Raw genomic sequence first — 18,787 nt, forward strand, 5'->3', positions numbered from 1 at the left:
CGGCCGACCGTACGCCTCCGCCTTCCGCCACCCTCCCGGAGACCGCAGCCATGACCACCAGCACCGCGACCACCGAGCCGACCGAGCCGAACGAGCCCACTGAGCCGACCGAGCCGACCGAGAACCCTGTGAGCACCGCCATCCGCTGGGAAGCGGACGACACCGGAGTCGTCACCCTCGTCCTCGACGACCCGGGCCGGTCCGCCAACACCATGAACCAGGCGTTCGTCGCCTCCCTCACCGCCGTCGCGGACCGCGCCGAAGCCGAACGCGACTCCATCCGAGGCATCGTCGTCACCTCCGCCAAGAAGACCTTCTTCGCGGGCGGCGACCTCAAGGAGATGATCCGGCTCGGCCCCGACGACGCCCGGGTGGCGTTCGACACCGGGATGACCGTCAAGCGCGCCCTGCGCCGGATCGAGACCCTCGGCGTGCCCGTCGTCGCCGCGATCAACGGCACGGCGCTCGGCGGCGGTTACGAGATCGCCCTCGCCTGCCACCACCGGATCGCGCTCGACGCCCCCGGCTCCCGGATCGGACTGCCCGAGGTCACCCTCGGGCTGCTGCCCGCCGCGGGCGGTGTGACCAGGACCGTACGGCTCCTCGGGATCGCCGACGCACTCCTGAAGGTGCTCCTCCAGGGCACCCAGTACCCGCCCCGGCGCGCCCTGGAGAACGGCCTCGTCCACGAGGTCGCCGACACGGCGGACGAGATGCTCGCCCGGGCCCGCGCGTTCGTCGACGCCCACCCGGATTCGCGGCAGCCCTGGGACGTCAAGGGCTACCGCATCCCCGGCGGCACCCCCGCCAGCCCCCGCTTCGCCGCCGATCTGCCCGCCTACCCGGCCCATCTGAAGAAGCAGACCGGCGGCGCGCCCTACCCGGCGCCGCGCAATATCCTCGCCGCCGCCGTCGAGGGCTCCCAGGTCGACTTCGAGACCGCGCAGATCATCGAGGCGCGCTACTTCACCGAGCTGGTGACGGGACAGACCGCCAAGAACATGATCCAGGCGTTCTTCTTCGACCTCCAGGCCGTGAACGCGGGCGCCGCCAGGCCGCGGGGCTTCGAGCCGCGCAAGGTCACCAAGGTCGCCGTCCTGGGCGCGGGGATGATGGGCGCCGGGATCGCCTACGCCTGCGCCCGCGCCGGGATCGACGTCGTACTCAAGGACGTCGACGCCGAAGCCGCCGAGCGGGGCAGGGCGTACTCCGTGAAACTCCTGGAGAAGGCGCTCGCCCGGGGGCGGACGACGGAGGCGAAGCGGGACGCGCTGCTCGCCCGGATCACCCCGACCGCCGACCTCGCCGACCTCGCGGGCTGCGACGCCGTCATCGAGGCCGTCTTCGAGGACACGGCGCTCAAGCACCGGGTGTTCCGGGAGGTGCGGGAGGCCGTCGCGCCGGACGCGCTGCTCTGCTCCAACACCTCCACCCTGCCCATCACCGAGCTGGCCGAAGGCGTCGACCGGCCCGCGGACTTCGTCGGGCTGCACTTCTTCTCCCCCGTCGACAAGATGCCGCTGGTCGAGATCATCAAGGGCCGGAAGACCGGTGACGAGGCGCTGGCCAGGGCGTTCGACCTGGTCCGGCAGATCAACAAGACCCCCATCGTGGTCAATGACTCCCGGGGCTTCTTCACCTCCCGGGTCATCGGACGGTTCATCAACGAGGGCGTCGCCATGATCGGAGAGGGGGTCGCCCCCGCCTCCGTCGAACAGGCCGCCGCCCAGGCCGGATACCCCGCGAAGGTCCTCGCCCTGATGGACGAACTGACCCTCACCCTCCCGCGCCGGATCCGCGACGAGACCCGGCGCGCGGTGGAGGAGGCCGGCGGGGAGTGGGCCCCGCACCCGGCGGACGCGGTGGTCGACCGGATGGTGGACGAGTTCGGCCGGACCGGGCGGAGCGGGGGAGCGGGCTTCTACGACTACGCGGACGACGGCACCAGGACCGGCCTGTGGCCGGGGCTGCGGGAGCACTTCGCCCGGCCGGACGCCGTCGATGTCCCCTTCGCCGACCTGCGGGAACGCCTGTTGTTCTCCGAGGCGCTGGACGCGGTGCGCTGTCTGGAGGAGAACGTCCTCACCTCGGTCGCCGACGCCAATATCGGCTCGGTGATGGGGATCGGCTTCCCGGCCTGGACCGGTGGTGTCCTCCAGTACGTCAACGGGTACGGGGGCGGGCTGCCGGGCTTCGTGGCCCGGGCGCGCGAACTGGCCGCCCGGTACGGCGAGCGGTTCGAACCCCCGGCGCTGCTGGTCGCCAAGGCGGAACGCGGCGAACGCTTCGCGGACGGGACGGAGTAACGGCGCGGGGGAGGACGGCGGGCCGGGAGCCTACCCCGGCCCGTCCTCCCCGGGATCCCCGTCGTCTTTGTCCTCCCCGTCCTCGACGGAAGGCGCCCCCTCGGCGAAGGCGGTCCTCAGCTCCTCCTTGAGGGACCGCTGGAACGCCGTGACCAGCGCCTGCACCACCAGGGGCCGGATCGGCTCCGACAGACTCCGGATGGCCTCGGCGGCCCGCTCGGGGCTCCCCGGGACCGGTCCGCCGTCGCCGTCGCCGTCGCCGTCCCCGTCGCCCTCGCCGACCCCGGCCTCCCGGTCCCGGTAGGGCTGCCACACCTCGTCCCGGAACAGCCGGGCCAGCTCGTGCGCCGCCGACCGGGTGTGCTCGACCAGGACGGTACGGGCGGCGATGATGGTCTCGTACGGGATCGGCACGTCGAGCAGTCGCGCGGCGAGCGGCAGCAGCCCCGGCTCGACGCGGTACGTCCCCGGCTCGGCCCCCGGCGCCACCGCCCCCATCGCGCCCAGCCGCTCCACGTCCCCGTCGTCGAGCGTCCGCCCGAGCCGTCGCGCCAGCCCCTCCCGGGTCACCACCTCGGCGGAGTCCGGTATCCAGCTTGCCACCAGCGCGCGGTGGATCGCCAGATCGTGGGCCCCGACATCCGGCGGCAACCGCCCCAGGTACCGCTCGATCGCGGCGAGCGTCATCCCCTGCCGCTGCAACTCCTCGATGAGGGCGAGCCGCGACAGATGCCCGGCCCCGTACCGCCCCACCCGGCGCGGTCCGATCACCGGCGGCGGCAGCAGCCCGCGGGTCCCGTAGAACCGGATCGTGCGCACGGTGACCCCGGCGCGCGCGGCCAGCTCGTCCACCGTCAGCGTCGGTGCGTCCGCACTGCCGCCGCCGTGGACCGCGGTGGTGCCACCAGCCATCGTGCGCCTCGCTTCCCCGGACGTCGTCCACAGCCCGGGTGGAACAGTATTGCTGTCTCACCGGCACTGTTGAAAGCCCCCGACCACGGCCGGGCCGTTCCGTGAGGGACCGGGCGACCGCGGCGGGGTGAACGGGATGAACGGGGTGAACGGGGCCGGGCATGACGGAGCCCCACCCCTCTCGCGGAAGGGGCGGGGCTCCGGTGGGGCGCGGCTCCGGGCGGACCGGGGTGGTCGGGCCCGTCCGCGGCGGGGCCGGGCCCTGGGTGGCCGAATCGAACGGACCCGGGTGTGGTGTCGGCGTTCCGGGTCCGGCGCGGCCGGGCGGTGCGCCCGCGTCCTCTTGCCGGAGGACGGGGCGAGGCCCTGGGGGAGGCATCAGCTCCTTCGCGTGAGTGGGGGTGAGTGGGGGTGAGTGGGGGGAACGGTGAGGTGTGTCGGAGTCGGAGAAACCAGTGGTGCGGCGACGCGATCGAAACGGCGGAACGGCCCGGCGACGGGCCGAGAGACGATCACGACGGTGGTACGTGACGACGAACGAGGCCTCGGTTCCCCCTGGGGCCGGGGGAACCGGGATCGATCCTGTCGGTGGCGGATGGCCGAAGACATCCCAGCGATGTGGGAGGTTGACCTCCGGACTCGTATGGTAGTTCGGTGACTTCGTTCCGTGATGTCGAGCGCAGGACGCTCGCCGCCGTCGCCGAACTCGGCCGTTCCGGACTGCCGTTGGACGTGTTCTTCCGGGAAGTCCACGATCTGCTGCGGCCGGTCCTCGGTTACGACGCGGGCTGCTGGCACGGCGCGGACCCCGTCACGGGCTTCATCACCTCGACCGTCTCCACCGATCTGCCGGCGGCGGGCTTCGACCGGGCCGTGGTGCTGGAGGTGTGGTCCGACGACCCCACCCGCTTCAGCGGCATCCGGGAGTCCGGGCGGCTCGCCGACACCGTGCACCGCGCCACCGGCGGACGGCCCGAGCAGAGCATCCGCTATCGCGAACTCCTCCAGGAGTTCGGCTATACAGACGAGTTGCGGATGAACCTGGACGCGCAGGGGGGCCGGTGGGGCGCCGCCGCGTTGATGCGGGGCGACGGCTCCCGGCCGTACGCGCCGCGGGAGATCAGACTGGCCGAGCGGGTGGCGCGGACCGTCGCCGAGACCCTGCGGGACGCCTCGGTCACCGACCCCGGGACCCTCACCGGGCCCGCGCAGATCACCGCCGTCCTGGTCGTCGGACCCTCCGGGCGGCTGGTCAGCGCCGATCCGCAGGCGCAGGAGCTGTTGGCCGGACTCTCGGAGGAGATGACCCGGATCGGCGGGGTGCCCACCGCCGTCGTCACGGTCGTCCAGCGGGCCCGCGCCAACGCCGCCGCCGGACGGCCCGTCGCGCCCGCCGTCGCCCGGCTGCGCGGACCGGCCGGGGGGTGGATCTCGCTGCACGCGTCCCTGCTGGACGGGCGCGCCGACGGCCGGGTCGCCGTCGTGGCCCAGCCCGCCTCCCCGCTCGACGTGATGCCGCTGACGCTGATGGCGCACCGGCTCAGCGCCCGCGAGCAGGAGGTGGCGCTGCACACCGTCCGGGGACACAGCACCCAGGAGATCGCCCGCACGCTCTATCTCACCCCGGCGACCGTGCAGGACCATCTGAAGTCCGTCTTCACCAAGACGGGGGTACGCAGCCGCCGCGAACTGGTCGCGCTGCTGATGGCCCAGCACATCGGGGCGTCCGTCCGCTCACCGGCCGACCCGCCGTCGGACGTCCTGCTCCACCGCGCCCCGGCACCGGCCCGCCGCACCTCGGCGTCCGCCCGCACCCGGCGACCCGCCAGATCCTGACCCGGACACGGCACCCGGCCCGCCGGACCGTCAGACGCCGCCCGCGTCCCGCAGATACGCCAGGACCGCCCGGACCCGCCGGTGGTCGTCCGGGGCCGGGGGCAGATCCAGCTTCTGCAGGATGCCCGCGATGTGCTTGGCGACCGCCGCCTCGGTGACGAACAGGGCCCGCGCCACCGCCGCGTTCGAGCGGCCCTCCGCGACCAGGGCGAGGACCTCCCGTTCCCGCGGGGTCAGCCGGGCCAGCGGATCCCGGCGGCGGGCGAGGATGCCAAGCAGACCGAGCAAGACCTCCACCTGAGATGCGAAAGCCAGTACAGATCGACAACGTGGTCCATCTGGACTTCGAGCTGTAGCCACCGCGCCCGGACCAGCGCGGACGCTCGGGCCCGTGGATAGCGTGAGAACGAGATCAGAGACGCCGTGCGGGCGCGGCAGGTTCCGTTCGCCCGTCGACTCGGCTACGCCGAACGCGCCAGCTCCACACCGTATGCCCCATGAGAGCCACGGCAGCGACGCATGCTGCGACGCGAATCACGTTCCAGGTCAGACTGAAAGTCGGCCCCTCCGATTCCGCCTCGACGTTCAATCGCTGAGTCGCCTCGAAGAAGGCAATCAACGGAACTAGCAGACGGAATAGAAGACCAGCGATTCCGGACGTTCGCGCCACGTTTCCAATGAGCCCCAAAGGTGCGCCAAAAACGAAAGCGGCCATCCCCCACAAGAGGATCGGCCCCTCGCTGGAGCTGCCAGATTCCATCTCCATTCCATCCGGAATCGATGTGGCGGGTTCCATTCCGGCCGGAATGGTGGGATTCATATCCTTGAAAAGGTAGTACGCGACTACGGCAATGGCCAATCCTGAAGATGCGAGCAGTGTCGACTCGATTTTAGAGCGACGTAAGTAGCCCACCATAAATGCGTAGCAGGCCCACGGCCAGCCACTAGAGAAAACGATACTCACGGCGACGCAAACAGAATTGTCCCATTTCCCGGAAACGGGGCCCACCAAGCCCAGCAGCAGACCCGCTCCGAGAGACGCAGTGGCCGACGCAAGGCGAGTACATGTGAAGCGTGTGATTGTTCTTCCCCGTTCAGTGGGTCAGCCCGAGTTGGAGGGTTCTCCGCCGTACGGACAGGCGCCCGTCGGAGCAACCGCTACGCCGTCCGCTTGGGCACCGTCGAGGCCGACGTGGCGGTCACCGGCCTCACGAACGGCGGCATGCGGGCAACCGACCTTGGCGAGGCGCACGACAAGCCCGTATACCGGACCCGCATCGAGTTCTTTCGCGGCATCGCCGTACTCGGCGGGTAGGGCGGCGCACGCCTGATGAACGTACTGGACGGCTGAGCTTCACCTTGCGCTGAACAGAGAGAGCCCCGCACTGCCCGCCCGAATCGGCAAGGGTGCGGGGCTCCTCGTATCGCAGGACTGGACGGCCGCGTGCGGCCGGTAGCCGACACTCAAGGGCCATGTGTACGGCGCTCAAGGCTCGGCCACCGGCTGCCGGGTCAGTAGACGGCGACCCCGTAGACGGACAGCGCCTCCTTCACCGGCTGGTGGATGGCGGAGCCGCTCGTGCCCGAGCAGCCCGAGCTGCCCGAGTGGATGCCCAGCGCCGTCGCGCCGGCGAAGTGCGCCCCGCCGCTGTCGCCGCCCGCGGAGCACGCGGTCGTACGGACCATGTTGTACACCGGGCCGTCGCTGTAGTTGACGGTCACATTCACGGCCGTGACGGTCCCGCTGGTCACCCGGGTCGTGGAGCCGCTCTTCTGGAGGGACTGGCCCACGATGGCGTCGGCGGCCGAGGTGATGTCCTGGTAGCCGCCGTTGTAGAGGTTGACCGTGCCCGGCGGGACGTCGGAACCGGTGTACCGGACGATCCCGTAGTCGTTGGTGGGGAAGCTGGTGCCCTCGCGCACCCCGATCTGCGCCCCGCCCGAGGACGCGGACCACGAGCCGGCCACATTGGTGCAGTGGCCCGCGGTGAGGAAGTAGCGGGTGTTCCCCGCGACCACGTTGAACGCCGCCGAACAGCGGTAGCCGCCGCCGTAGATCGCGTCCCCGCCGGTGACCTCCTGGGTGAACACCCCGGGGACGCGCTCGACGCGCACGGCGTCGCCGAGGCTCGCCGCGACCGCCTTCAGCCGGTTCAGCGACCGGACGCCGAGCGACTGATCGGCCTCCACGACGACCTGATTGGCCGAGGGATCGATACCCCACGACGTGCCGGGGATCTTCGCCCGCGCCTCCAGGACGCCCATCGCGTCCTCCAGCTGCGCCGTGGACCGCTCGACGATCCGGGCCCGCGCACCCGAGGCGCGGACCTCGTCGGCGGCGGCGCCGTCTGTCACGGCGACGACCAGCTCTCCCGTACTCCTGTCGAGGTACGAACCCGCGCCGCGGTCGCCCAACGCCCCCTCCAGCCGGGCGTCGAGGGCGTAGACGGCGGCCCCGGCGGCGACTCCGGGGCCCGGCGACGGTACGGGTTCCGCGGCGGCGGAACCGGCTCCGACGCCCGCGGCGGGCAGCGCCAGCAGGAGGGACAGAACGATCCGCGCGCCGAGAGTGCGTCTCATGGGGGAGTCTCCTTCGCAGTGGTCCTCGGATGAAATGTGGGGGTTTGCGAAGAGCAGTGTGGACCGGACCCGGCCCGGGCCGCCGGATCAATGTGACATGGTCCTGTCATGTCGACAAGGGCGCGTGGAGGTGCGGATGGGGCTCGCGGGAAGCCGCGGGCGCCGGGGTGCTGACGGTCCGTCGCCCGCGCGGGCGGCCCGGACGCGGGCGACGAGCCGCCCGGACGTGCCTCTAACGTCCGGAGCCGATCACCGGATAGTGGTCCGACAGATGGGTGTACGTGTACGTCCGCCCCCAGCTCCGGACGTTCCACGGCGCGGTGCGCTCCGCGACGACCTCGTTGGTCCACTCGGCGGGCCGGGCGTGTCCGGCCCGGTGCAGTACATGGTCGAGATCCTCGCGCGGGTCGGACGGGTAGCGCTCCGCCGCGATCGAGTTCTCCCGGGTGTCGAAGGAGTACCGGTGGCCGGTCCTTCGGTCCTCCGCCACCAGGCCCGCGTCGGTGAGCATCGCGGCGTACTCGGCGGAGTGCCGGTCCACGTTCAGGTCGCCCGCGACCAGGACCTGCTCCGACGCGGGAATGCCCTTGGCGTCGAGGAAGGCGTCCAGCTCCCGGAACTGCCGGGCCCGTACCGTCGCCGCCTCGCCGGAGGCGCACCCCGGGTCCGTGGACTGGGCGTGGGTGCCCACCACATGGACCCGGGAGCCGTTCACGTCCAGGACCGTATAGACGAAGCCTTTGTTGGAGAACCAGTCCCCGCCGCATGCGTCCCGGTAGACGTACTGCTCCTTGCGGACGACCGGCCACTTGCTGAGGACCGTGACTCCGCCGTCCTCGGGTGTGGTGGCGGAGTAGGCGCCGCCCGTCGCGTCCCAGCCGGCGCGGCTCCGGCCCAGGACCGGGGTCTGGTACGGATACTCCGCCGCCGCCCGGTTCCGCAGCAGATCCGACGACGCGTTGTCGAACGCCTCCTGGACCACGACCACGTCCTGGCCCCGGAAGAACGGCGCCGCTGCGATCTCCCGGGCGCGGTGGTCCTGACCCCAGTTGGGGTACAGGGCCTTGCTGAAGAGGAACGCGTTGTACGTGAGCACGTCCAGGCCCGGGGTCCCGGCGGGGGTGGCGGGCGCGCCGTCCGCGGCGGCGGCCGGAGGAGCGGTCGCCACCAGGCCCGCGGCGAGCGCCGCCGAAACGGCGCCGGCCGCCGCGCGCCGTATCAGGGCGGCGGCGCGGGGGTGGGCCAAAAGGGGGGAAGGGGAGGAAAGGAGGGAAAGGGGGGATCGCGGCACGTTGACTCCTGGGTCGGGGGCACGGCGATGGCGTCGGAACCATCCAATCAGTCGCGGTTACCGTCAGGTAATGACCAGGTGCCGGGTTCCTTGCGGACAAAGGTAGGATCGAGATCGCCCGCCGTCGCGTCCCGCGCCCGTGGGTGCGCGCGACTCTTCGGCGGCCGACTGCCCCGTCCTCCGGCGGACATCCCGGAGGGCACCGGCATCCGCCGAAGGGCGCCGATACCCGACGAACGTTGTCGACACGCTGACGGACACCTACGGACAAGGCAGGACGAGCCCTTGAACGACAAGCTTCTTCCCCTGGACATCGGCCCGCTGAATCCCACGGGCTGGGGTCTCGTCATCGGATTCGTCTCCTTCGCGATCGTCTACGCCGTGCTCGCGGGCCGGCTGCTGCCGCGCGCCGCGGCGATCATGGCGGAGCGCGAGGCGAAGACGCAGGGCGTCATGGACGCGGCCGACGAGGTCCGCACCGAGGCCGAGGAGATCCGCGCCCAGCGCGAGGCCATCCTCGCGGAGGCCCGCCACGAGGCCGCCCACACCCGCCAGCGGGCCCAGGAGGAGGGCACCGCCCTGATCGCCGCCGCCCGCGAGGAGGGGCTGCGCGAGAAGGAGCGCATCGTCGCCGAGGGCACCGCGGCCATCGAGGCCGAGAAGGTCGTCGCCGAGGCCGCGCTCCGCGCCGACGTCGACACCTGGGCCCACTCGCTCGCCGAGCGCATCGTCGGCGAGCCGGTCCCGGCTCCCTCCGAGAGCCGTCGCTCGGGCAGCTGACCGCCCGGCGTCACACCGCACGAACGCCCGCGCGGGGAACGGAAACGTTCCCCGCGCGGGCGTTCCGCGTTCCCGGTTCGGACGGTTCGGACGGTTCGGACGGCCCTGGTGGCCCGGCCCGGCCGCCCGGCCACCCGCCCGGCCCGGGCGCGGCGGCGGTGACGTCCGAACCCGTGCGGCCCCCGCACCGGAGCCCCGGCCGCACGGACCCGAGCGGCTCCGGCCCCGTATCGCTCCCCTCACTCCCGCCGCTCCCGTGACCCCCGTCGCGAAACACCCGGAACACCACAAATCAGTACCGATCGGCACCTCATCGAGCGCCTGAGTCTCTCCCGCCCCGCCGACCTCGCCGTCGCCCTCTGTCGCTCCGCGGCTCCGGGGAGTACCGTCCGCCCATGCCGATACGTGCGCGGAGCACCCGCCTGACGTACAGATCGCTGCCGGTGGCCCTGGCCGCCGCCCTGATGGCGTTCGCCCTCACCCCGGTGGGCGCCGAGGCCGCTCCCGATCCGGGGACCGCGGCGATCCGGGAGAGCAGACCCGTCTACTCCTACGCGACCGCGATCCGGGAATCCGTCTGGGTGGACACCCGGATCGACGGTGACGGCGACGGCCGGACCGACCGGGTCGCCGTCGACATCGTCCGCCCCCGGGAGGCCGCGGCCCAGGGCCGCCGCATCCCGGTGATCATGGACGCGAGTCCGTACTACTCCTGCTGCGGGCGGGGGAACGAGAGCCAGCTCAAGACCTACGACGCCGATGGCAAGCCGGTCCAGTTCCCCCTCCACTACGACAACTACTTCGTCCCGCGCGGCTACGCCTTCGCCGCCGTCGACCTGGCCGGGACCAACCGCTCCGACGGCTGTGTCGACATCGGCGGCCGGTCCGACGTGCAGTCCGCCAAGGCCGTCGTCGACTGGCTCAACGGCCGCGCCCGCGGCTACACCACCAGGACCGGCGCCGAGCGCGCCCGCGCCGACTGGTCCACCGGCCGTACCGGGATGATCGGCAAGAGCTACGACGGCACCGTCGCCAACGGCGTCGCCGCCACCGGGGTCGAAGGTCTGGAGACCATCGTGCCCATCGGCGCGATCTCCACCTGGTACGACTACTACTTCGCCAAGGGCGCTCCGCTCTTCGGCAGTGGCCCGGACCGGCTCGCGCGCCGGGTCGAGAGCCCCGAGGCCGCGGGCCGCTGCGAGGCCGTCAAGCAGCGGCTGGTCGACGGCGCCCCGCGCAGCGGCGATCTCACCCGGCTCTGGGCCGACCGGGACTACGTGCCCGATGCTGCGAAGGTGAAGGCCAGCGTCTTCGCCGTCCACGGCATGCAGGACCTCAATGTGCGCGGCAAGCACTTCGGCCAGTGGTGGGACGCCCTGGCGAAGGCCGGGGTCGAGCGGAAGGTCTGGCTCTCCCAGGCCGGCCATGTCGACCCCTTCGACTTCCGCCGGGCCGATTGGGTGCGTACCCTCCACCGCTGGTTCGACCACTACCTCCTCGGCTACGACAACGGCATCGACGACGAGCCCATGGCCGATATCGAACGGGCCCCCGACCGGTGGACCACGGACCGTGTCTGGCCGCCGAGCGGCACCCGGGCCGTCACGGTCCGCCCCGGCAACGGCGCACAGCCCGGCGTCGGCACCCTCACCCTGAAGCCCGCCCGCCCCGGCGCCGGCGAGACCTTCACGGACGCGCCCCAGCTGAACGAGCTGGACTGGTCGCGGGCGATCGACCGGACCACCACCGAGAAGGCCGGGTTCGTCACCGGGCCCCTCACCCGCGATCTGCGGCTCTCCGGCTCCGGCACGGTCACCGTGACCGCCACCCCGACCACCACCAGCGCCCATCTGACCGCCGTCCTCGTGGACCTCGGACCCGATACGATCCGCGACTACACGGGCCCCGGCGAGGGCATCGCCACCCTCGGCGAGCGCACCTGCTGGGGCGAGAGCGCCCCCGGCGACAGCGCCTGCTTCAAGGAGACGAGGGCCGCCACCGCCGACGTCGGCTTCACCGTCTTCAGCCGCGGCTGGGCCGATCTCGGCAATCACGCGTCCGACGCCGTCGGCAGGCCCCTCACCCCCGGTGAGAAGCACACGATCACCCTCGATCTGCACGCGAGCGACCATGTGGTCCCGGCCGGGCACCGGCTCGCGCTGATCATCGCGGGCACCGACCGCCATCTCGTTCAGCCCCCCGACACCACACCCACCCTCACCCTCGATCTGGCGCGGACCGGAGCCCGGCTGCCCTTCGTCGGCGGCGCCTCCGCCTTCGCCGCGGCCACCGCCCGAGCCGCCGACCCCGCCGCCCCGGGGCGGGTCGACCTGTCCGACTCCGTCACGAGCCCGCGCCCGATCGACCCGATCCCCGGAGACCAGCACCGATGAATCCCCGTATCCGCGCCCTCGTCGTGGGGGCGGCCTCGGCCGCTCTCGCCCTCCCCCTGTTCGCCGCCCCCGCCCACGCGGCGGGCGACGGTCCACCGCGCGCGCCGCGCACCGAGTTCGAGACCAGCGGAGGCACCCGCTGGACCGGGCAGCCCGCCGAGCAGACCTTCCTCGCCGCCGTCGACCGGGGCAGCGACCGGGTCTCGATCGCCCGGGCCGGCACCACCAAGCAGAACCGGCCGATCCAGCTCGTCACCGTCGGGAACCGGCACGCCGACAGCACGGTGCTGCTGATCTGCTCCCAGCACGGCGACGAGCCGTCGGGCCGGGAGGCATGTCTGTCGACCGTCCGCGATCTGGCCTTCGCCCGCGACCGGGAGACCCGGCGGCTGCTCGACCGGACGAAGATCCTGGTGGTACCCACCGCCAACCCCGACGGCCGGGCCGCCGACACCCGCGGCAACGGCGACGGTATCGACATCAACCGCGACCATCTCGCCCTGAAGACCGCCGAGGGCCGGACGATCGCCGCCGTCGTCCGCGACCACCGCCCCGACGTCGTCTACGACCTGCACGAGTACAGCTCCACCCCCCGCTACTACGACAAGCAGCTCTTCGACCTCTGGCCGCGCAACCTCAACACCCACCCCAAGGTGCACGAGGAGTCGAAGACCCTGTCCGGCCGGTACGTCCGCCCCGCCGCGCACGACGAGGGCTTCAACACCGGGACGTACGGCGTCTGGACCGACCCGGTGACCGGCGAGCCGATCCGGCAGGTCGCGGGCGACGGACAGGAACGCATCCTGCGCAACGCCACCGGGGTCAAGAACGCCGTCGGGCTGCTCATCGAGAGCCGGGTGGACGCGATGACACCCGAGGAACTGGCCGACGAGTCCGTCAACAACCGCCGCCGGGTGGACAGTCAGCTCGCCGCGCTCGACGGTCTCTACTCCTTCACGGACGAGCGGCGCGGCCGGATCGAGGCGGCGACCACCACCGCCCGGCTCACCGGACTGCTCGACCGCGGTCCCGTCTATCTCGGCGGCGCCGACAACGACCCGGCGACCGGTGACGAGACCCTGGCGGACCCCCCGTGCGGCTACCGGCTCGCCCCGGCCCAGTGGGCGGACGTACGGGACGAGCTTGCCCTGCACGGCGTCGCCGCGCTGCCCGGGCGCGACGGCGGGGCCTTCGTACCGCTGCGCCAGTCGCAGCGCGCGCTCGTACCCCTGCTGCTGGACGCGCGTGCGACCTATCACCTGACGCCGGGTCAGCCGGTCACGACCTGCTGAACCGGGCCCGTCGTCCACGGCGGCACGGGGCACCTGTGGTAGGGCATATCCCAGGCAATACGGATCATCCGGACAGCCTGCGTCCACCGCACGAAAGGTGCCCCTGTGTCGCACGGACCAACCCCCGACGACCGGGGGGCCCGGCCGCTCACCGAGGCCGAGCCCCCCGAACTGCTCCAGCCGCACGGGCGGCCCGTCACGGACCGGATCGTCTTCGGTGTCACCGCCGTCCTGACCCTCGCCTTCGTCGTCTGGGGCGCGGTCGCCACCGACTCCCTGCAGAACGCCTCCAATACCCTGCTCGAAGGGCTCATCAAGAACGGTGGCTGGGCCTTCGTCCTCGCCGCCTCCGGCTTCGTCGTCTTCGCCCTCTGGCTCGCCGTCAGCCGCTACGGCCGGATCCCGCTCGGCGAGGAGGGCGCCGACCCCGAGTTCCGTACCGTCTCCTGGGTCGCCATGATGTTCAGCGCCGGGATGGGCATCGGCCTGATGTTCTACGGCGTGAGCGAGCCGCTGGCGCACTTCATCTCGCCACCGCCCGGCACCTCGCCGGGGAGCCCGGGCGAGGCGATGCAGATCGCCATGGCCACCACCCTCTTCCACTGGACGCTGCACCCCTGGGCGATCTACGCGGTCGTGGGTCTCGCCATCGCCTACAGCACCTTCCGGCGCGGCCGCCGCCAGACCATCAGCGCCGTCTTCGTCCCGCTCATCGGCCCCGAACGGTGCGCGGGCGTCACCGGCCGTCTCATCGACATCCTGGCCATCTTCGCCACCCTCTTCGGCTCGGCGGCATCGCTCGGCCTGGGCGCCCTCCAGATCGGCAGCGGCATCACCGGACTCGGCTGGCTGGACACCGTCGGTACGACCCTGCTGGTGAGCGTGATCGCGGTCCTCACCGCCGCTTTCGTGGTCTCCGCCGTATCCGGGGTGGAGCGGGGCATCCAGTGGCTCTCCAACACCAATATGGTGCTGGCGTTCGTCCTGGTCCTCTTCGTCTTCATCGCCGGTCCCACCATCATCGTGCTCGATCTGCTGCCCACCTCCATCGCCGCGTACTTCGCCGAACTGCCGCAGCTCGCCGGGCGCACCGAGGCCACCGGCGGCCGGGCGGTCGCCGAATGGCTGAGCAGCTGGACCGTCTTCTACTGGGCCTGGTGGATCTCCTGGACGCCCTTCGTCGGGATGTTCATCGCCCGGATCAGCCGGGGCCGGACCATCCGCCAGTTCGTCGGCGGGGTCATCCTCGTCCCCAGCACCGTCAGCCTCTGCTGGTTCGCCGTCTTCGGCGGTACGGCGATGAAACTGGAGGAGCGGGACCGGCTCGGGAACGAGGCCACCCCCGAGGGCCAGCTCTTCGCGGTGCTCCAGCACTATCCCTTCGCCACCGCCACCAGCATCCTGGTGGTGATCCTCGTCGGGATCTTCTTCGTCTCCGGCGCCGACGCCGCGTCCGTGGTGATGGGCACCCTCTCCCAGCACGGCACCTTCGAACCGGCCCGGCTGGTCGTGGTGTTCTGGGGCATCGTCACCGGCGCGGTCGCCGCGATCATGCTCCTCATCGGCAACGGGCAGGGCGACGCGCTCGCCGGGCTGCAGAATCTGACCATCCTGGTCGCCGCGCCGTTCGTGGTCGTGATGATCGGGATGTGTGTGGCCCTGATGCGCGATCTGCGGCACGACCCCCTGATCGTCCGCAAGGAGGCCGGTACGGAGGCGGTCGAATCCGCGGTGATCGCGGGCCACGAGAAGTACGACGGCGACTTCGAGATCCGGATCGGGCCCGGCCCCTCGGGCCCGCCCGGAGGCTGAGCCCGGGAGCTGAGCCCGGGGGCCGTACCGCCCGGGGCGGCCGGCGGCCGGGTCAGTCGGCGGGCTTCTCCCACACGGAGACATGCCGGCGGCTCTCGCCCGTGAACGGGGCGCGCGACCAGTCCTCCCAGCGGTCGCGCGGCCGCAGCCCGGCGATCCGCGCCATCAGATCCAGCTCCGAGGGCCAGACGTACCGGAACGGGATCGCCCGGTACCGTACCGACCCCTCGGCGAGACCGGAGAAGTGGTGCGAGGTCATCGCCTGCGTCGCCGGATCGAGGGTGTCGACGCCCCATCGGTCCGTGCCGATGTGGAACGGCACCGCGGTCTGTCCCGGCGGCAGCAGCCGCAGATCCGGCATCCCCACATCGATCACGAAGGTGCCGCCGGGGCGCAGTTGGGACGCCGCGTTGCGGAAGCACTCGACCTGGGCGTCCTGCGTCGTCAGATTGTTGATCGTGTTGAAGACGAGGTACGCGACCGAGAACGTGCCCGCGCCCGGGGCGCGGGCCGTGGTGAAGTCCCCGACGGTCACCCCGATCTCCGCCCCGCCCGGCTTCTCCCGCAGCCGCCGCACCATGGCCCGCGACAGCTCGATCCCGTGCACCGGCACCCCGTGCGCGGCCAGCGGCAGCGCCACCCGCCCCGTACCCACCCCGAACTCCAGCGCCGGCCCGTCCCCGGCGAGCCCGGCGATGAGCTCCACCTCGGGCACCACCGCCTCCGGCCGGAACATCGCCTCGTGCTGCTCGTCGTACGTCGCCGCTACGGTCTCTCCGAAGTACCCGTCCTCGTCGATGTCCATCGCGCGACGGTAACCCCCACGTCCGGATCCCCGCACGGGGTTTTCGGGTCGGTGCCGCTCGCGGAATCCCGGCGCGCCCCCCTCTCATCGCCCTGGGCAGGGCCGGGGAACCGGGCCCGCCGCCCGGCCCGCCGCCGCCGGGACGCCGGGCGGGTCCGCACCCCCCGGGAAGGCGTCAGCGCTGCTTGTCGCGGCCCGTCAGGCCCGCGCGGCGCAGGGCGTCCGCCATCGCGCTGTTGGCGGGCGGCGGGGCCTGCCGGTCCCGGCCGCGACCGCCACCCGGCTGGCCGCCACCACCGCCCTGACCGCCGCCTTGGCCCCCGCCCTGAGCACCGCCGCGCCGCTGCTGCGGGCGTCCACCCCGGTCACCCCTGCCGCCCTTGTCACCCCGGTCACTCCGGCCGCCCTTATCACCGCGATCCCCGCGGTCACCCTTGTCACCGCGATCCCGGCCGCCCTGGCGCGGCGGTGCTCCGGCCGCGTCGTCGTCGAGCCGCAGCGTGAGGGAGATCCGCTTGCGCGGGATGTCGATGTCGAGGACCTTCACCTTCACCACGTCACCCGGCTTCACCACATCGCGCGGGTCCTTGACGAACGTCTTCGACATCGCCGACACATGCACCAGACCGTCCTGGTGGACCCCGATGTCCACGAACGCGCCGAACGCGGCGACATTCGTCACCACACCCTCCAGCACCATGCCCGCCACCACGTCGCCGATCTTCTCGACGCCCTCCTTGAACGTGGCCGTACGGAACGCGGGCCGCGGGTCGCGCCCCGGCTTCTCCAGCTCCCGCAGGATGTCGGTGACCGTCGGCAGACCGAAGGTCTCGTCCACGAAGTCGTCCGCCCGCAGCGACCGCAGCGTCCCCGTGTCGCCGATCAGGGCCGCCACCTCCCCGCCGGTCGACTTCACCATCCGCCGGACCACCGGATACGCCTCCGGGTGGACGCTGGAGGCGTCCAGCGGATCGTCGCCGCCCCGGATCCGCAGGAAGCCCGCGCACTGCTCGTACGCCTTCGGGCCCAGCCGGGACACGTCCTTCAGCGCCCGGCGGGAACGGAACGGGCCGTTCGCGTCGCGGTGCGCCACGATGTTCTCGGCCAGTCCCGCACCGATCCCCGACACCCGCGACAGCAGCGGCGCCGAGGCCGTGTTGACGTCGACACCGACACCGTTCACACAGTCCTCGACGACCGTGTCGAGGGAGCGGGAGAGCTTCACCTCGGACAGATCGTGCTGGTACTGCCCGACGCCGATCGACTTGGGGTCGATCTTCACCAGCTCGGCCAGCGGGTCCTGGAGCCGCCGGGCGATCGACACCGCGCCGCGCAGGGACACATCCAGCCCGGGCAGCTCCTGGGAGGCGAACGCGGACGCCGAGTACACCGACGCCCCCGCCTCCGAGACCATCACCTTCGTCAGCTTCAGCTCCGGATGGCGGGCGATCAGATCGGCCGCCAGCTTGTCCGTCTCCCGGGACGCGGTGCCGTTGCCGATCGCGACCAGCTCGACCGCGTGCGCCTTCGCCAGCCGCGCCAGCGTCGCCAGCGACTCGTCCCAGCGGTTCGCGGGAACGTGCGGATGGACCGTGTCGACCGCCACGACCTTGCCCGTCGCGTCGACGACGGCCACCTTCACCCCGGTACGGAAACCGGGGTCGAGACCGAGCGTGGCCCGCGTCCCGGCGGGCGCCGCCAGCAGCAGATCGCGCAGATTGGCCGCGAACACCCGGACCGCCTCGTCCTCGGCCGCCGTCCGCAGCCGCAGCCGCAGATCGATCCCGAGGTGGACCAGGATCCGGGTCCGCCACGCCCAGCGGACCGTGTCCGCCAGCCACTTGTCGCCGGGACGGCCCCGGTCCGCCACCCCGAAGCGGCGCGCGACGGCGTTCTCGTACGCGGAGGGCCCCGGCTCGTCGGAGGGCGCGTCCGGCTCCAGCGCCAGGTCGAGCACCTCCTCCTTCTCGCCCCTCAGCAGCGCCAGCACCCGGTGCGACGGCAGCTCCGTGAACGGCTCCGCGAAGTCGAAGTAGTCGGCGAACTTGGCCGCCGGGCCCTGGGTCGCGTCGCCCTTGCCCTCACGGACCTTGGCCGCCAGCCGCCCCCGCGTCCACATCCGCTCCCGCAGCTCGCCGATGAGATCCGCGTCCTCCGAGAACCGCTCGGTGAGGATCGCCCGCGCGCCGTCCAGCGCCGCCGCCGGGTCGGCGACGCCCTTGTCCGCGTCCACGAACGCCGCGGCGGCGGCCGCGGGATCCACCGACGGGTCGGTCAGCAGCCCCTCGGCCAGCGGCTCGAGACCGGCCTCCCGGGCGATCTGCGCCTTCGTCCGCCGCTTCGGCTTGAAGGGCAGATAGATGTCCTCCAGCCTGGCCTTGGTGTCGGCCGCGAGGATCCGCGCCTCCAGCGCCTCGTCCAGCTTCCCCTGCTCCCGTACGGAGTCGAGAATCGCCGCCCTGCGCTCCTCCAGCTCCCGCAGATACCGCAGCCGCTCCTCCAGGGTGCGCAGCTGGGCGTCGTCGAGCATCTCGGTCGCCTCTTTGCGGTACCGGGCGATGAAGGGCACGGTCGATCCGCCGTCCAGCAGCTCCACGGCCGCCCTGACCTGCCGTTCCCGTACGCCGAGCTCCTCGGCGATCCTGCCTTCGATGGACATCGTCACGGTTCCCCGACTCGCCTTCTGCTCCCGGCTGTGCTTGCGTCTGCATTCTGCCAAACGGTCCCTTTCGCCGGGGCGCACACCACGGTGTCGCCTCCCGCCGGGGGACAAGCCGAGG

General features: G+C 72.2%; 12 protein-coding genes and 1 pseudogene. 7 read left to right on the forward strand and 6 right to left on the reverse strand.

The genetic code is table 11. The annotated features are described in order from the left end of the window. Positions 1-50: 50 nt before the first annotated feature. On the forward strand, positions 51-2,306 hold the full coding sequence (locus ACFXG1_RS05125; RefSeq protein ID WP_384741102.1) for a 3-hydroxyacyl-CoA dehydrogenase NAD-binding domain-containing protein: 2,256 nt from the start codon (positions 51-53) through the stop codon (positions 2,304-2,306). A gap of 30 nt (positions 2,307-2,336) precedes the next feature. On the opposite strand, the gene ACFXG1_RS05130 is transcribed toward ACFXG1_RS05125, so the two are convergent. Further along, positions 2,337-3,218: a MerR family transcriptional regulator gene (locus ACFXG1_RS05130; protein ID WP_384716585.1), complete on the reverse strand. Its 882-nt coding sequence runs from the start codon at positions 3,216-3,218 to the stop codon at positions 2,337-2,339. A 654-nt stretch (positions 3,219-3,872) separates the two neighbouring features. Here ACFXG1_RS05130 and ACFXG1_RS05135 point away from each other — a divergent pair. Next, complete coding sequence (locus ACFXG1_RS05135) at positions 3,873-5,054, forward strand: response regulator transcription factor (protein ID WP_384716582.1); 1,182 nt, start codon at positions 3,873-3,875, stop codon at positions 5,052-5,054. Between the two features lie 30 nt (positions 5,055-5,084). On the opposite strand, the pseudogene ACFXG1_RS05140 reads toward ACFXG1_RS05135, so the two are convergent. Beyond that, positions 5,085-5,324, reverse strand: a pseudogene (locus tag ACFXG1_RS05140) (LuxR C-terminal-related transcriptional regulator); the annotation flags it as partial. Between the two features lie 901 nt (positions 5,325-6,225). Here ACFXG1_RS05140 and ACFXG1_RS05145 point away from each other — a divergent pair. Next, positions 6,226-6,369, forward strand: a complete 144-nt coding sequence (locus ACFXG1_RS05145; RefSeq protein ID WP_384716579.1) for a hypothetical protein — start codon at positions 6,226-6,228, stop codon at positions 6,367-6,369. A gap of 197 nt (positions 6,370-6,566) precedes the next feature. On the opposite strand, the gene ACFXG1_RS05150 is transcribed toward ACFXG1_RS05145, so the two are convergent. Together ACFXG1_RS05150 and sph are read right to left on the reverse strand one after the other, a co-directional pair. Further along, positions 6,567-7,634: a S1 family peptidase gene (locus ACFXG1_RS05150; RefSeq protein ID WP_384716576.1), complete on the reverse strand. Its 1,068-nt coding sequence runs from the start codon at positions 7,632-7,634 to the stop codon at positions 6,567-6,569. 232 nt (positions 7,635-7,866) lie between these two features. After that, complete coding sequence (gene sph / locus ACFXG1_RS05155; protein WP_384723699.1) at positions 7,867-8,880, reverse strand: sphingomyelin phosphodiesterase; 1,014 nt, start codon at positions 8,878-8,880, stop codon at positions 7,867-7,869. A 330-nt stretch (positions 8,881-9,210) separates the two neighbouring features. Between sph and ACFXG1_RS05160 the strand changes: the two genes are divergently transcribed. The 4 genes from ACFXG1_RS05160 (at position 9,211) to ACFXG1_RS05175 (ending at position 15,202) form a co-directional block, all read left to right on the forward strand. Continuing rightward, the gene (locus ACFXG1_RS05160) at positions 9,211-9,705 is read left to right on the forward strand and encodes a hypothetical protein (protein ID WP_384741108.1); all 495 of its coding nucleotides are present in this window, start codon (positions 9,211-9,213) and stop codon (positions 9,703-9,705) included. Positions 9,706-10,100: 395 nt separating this feature from the next. Further along, a complete protein-coding gene (locus ACFXG1_RS05165) occupies positions 10,101-12,098 on the forward strand; it encodes a Xaa-Pro dipeptidyl-peptidase (protein ID WP_384717814.1) in 1,998 nt (665 codons plus the stop codon). Then, positions 12,095-13,390 carry a M14 family metallocarboxypeptidase gene (locus ACFXG1_RS05170; RefSeq protein ID WP_384717811.1) on the forward strand — a complete coding sequence of 432 codons (1,296 nt, stop codon included), beginning with the start codon at positions 12,095-12,097 and terminating at the stop codon, positions 13,388-13,390. The genes ACFXG1_RS05165 and ACFXG1_RS05170 overlap by 4 nt, the downstream gene beginning before the upstream one ends. A gap of 105 nt (positions 13,391-13,495) precedes the next feature. Beyond that, on the forward strand, positions 13,496-15,202 hold the full coding sequence (locus tag ACFXG1_RS05175) for a BCCT family transporter (protein ID WP_384717808.1): 1,707 nt from the start codon (positions 13,496-13,498) through the stop codon (positions 15,200-15,202). Positions 15,203-15,254: 52 nt separating this feature from the next. On the opposite strand, the gene ACFXG1_RS05180 is transcribed toward ACFXG1_RS05175, so the two are convergent. Next, positions 15,255-16,007, reverse strand: coding sequence for a class I SAM-dependent DNA methyltransferase (locus ACFXG1_RS05180; RefSeq protein ID WP_384717805.1), 753 nt, complete (start codon positions 16,005-16,007; stop codon positions 15,255-15,257). A 175-nt stretch (positions 16,008-16,182) separates the two neighbouring features. Then, on the reverse strand, positions 16,183-18,672 hold the full coding sequence (locus tag ACFXG1_RS05185) for a Tex family protein (RefSeq protein WP_384741113.1): 2,490 nt from the start codon (positions 18,670-18,672) through the stop codon (positions 16,183-16,185). Positions 18,673-18,787 lie beyond the last annotated feature (115 nt).

Source organism: Streptomyces sp. NPDC059248 (assembly GCF_042753905.1).
GTDB lineage: Bacteria > Actinomycetota > Actinomycetes > Streptomycetales > Streptomycetaceae > Streptomyces.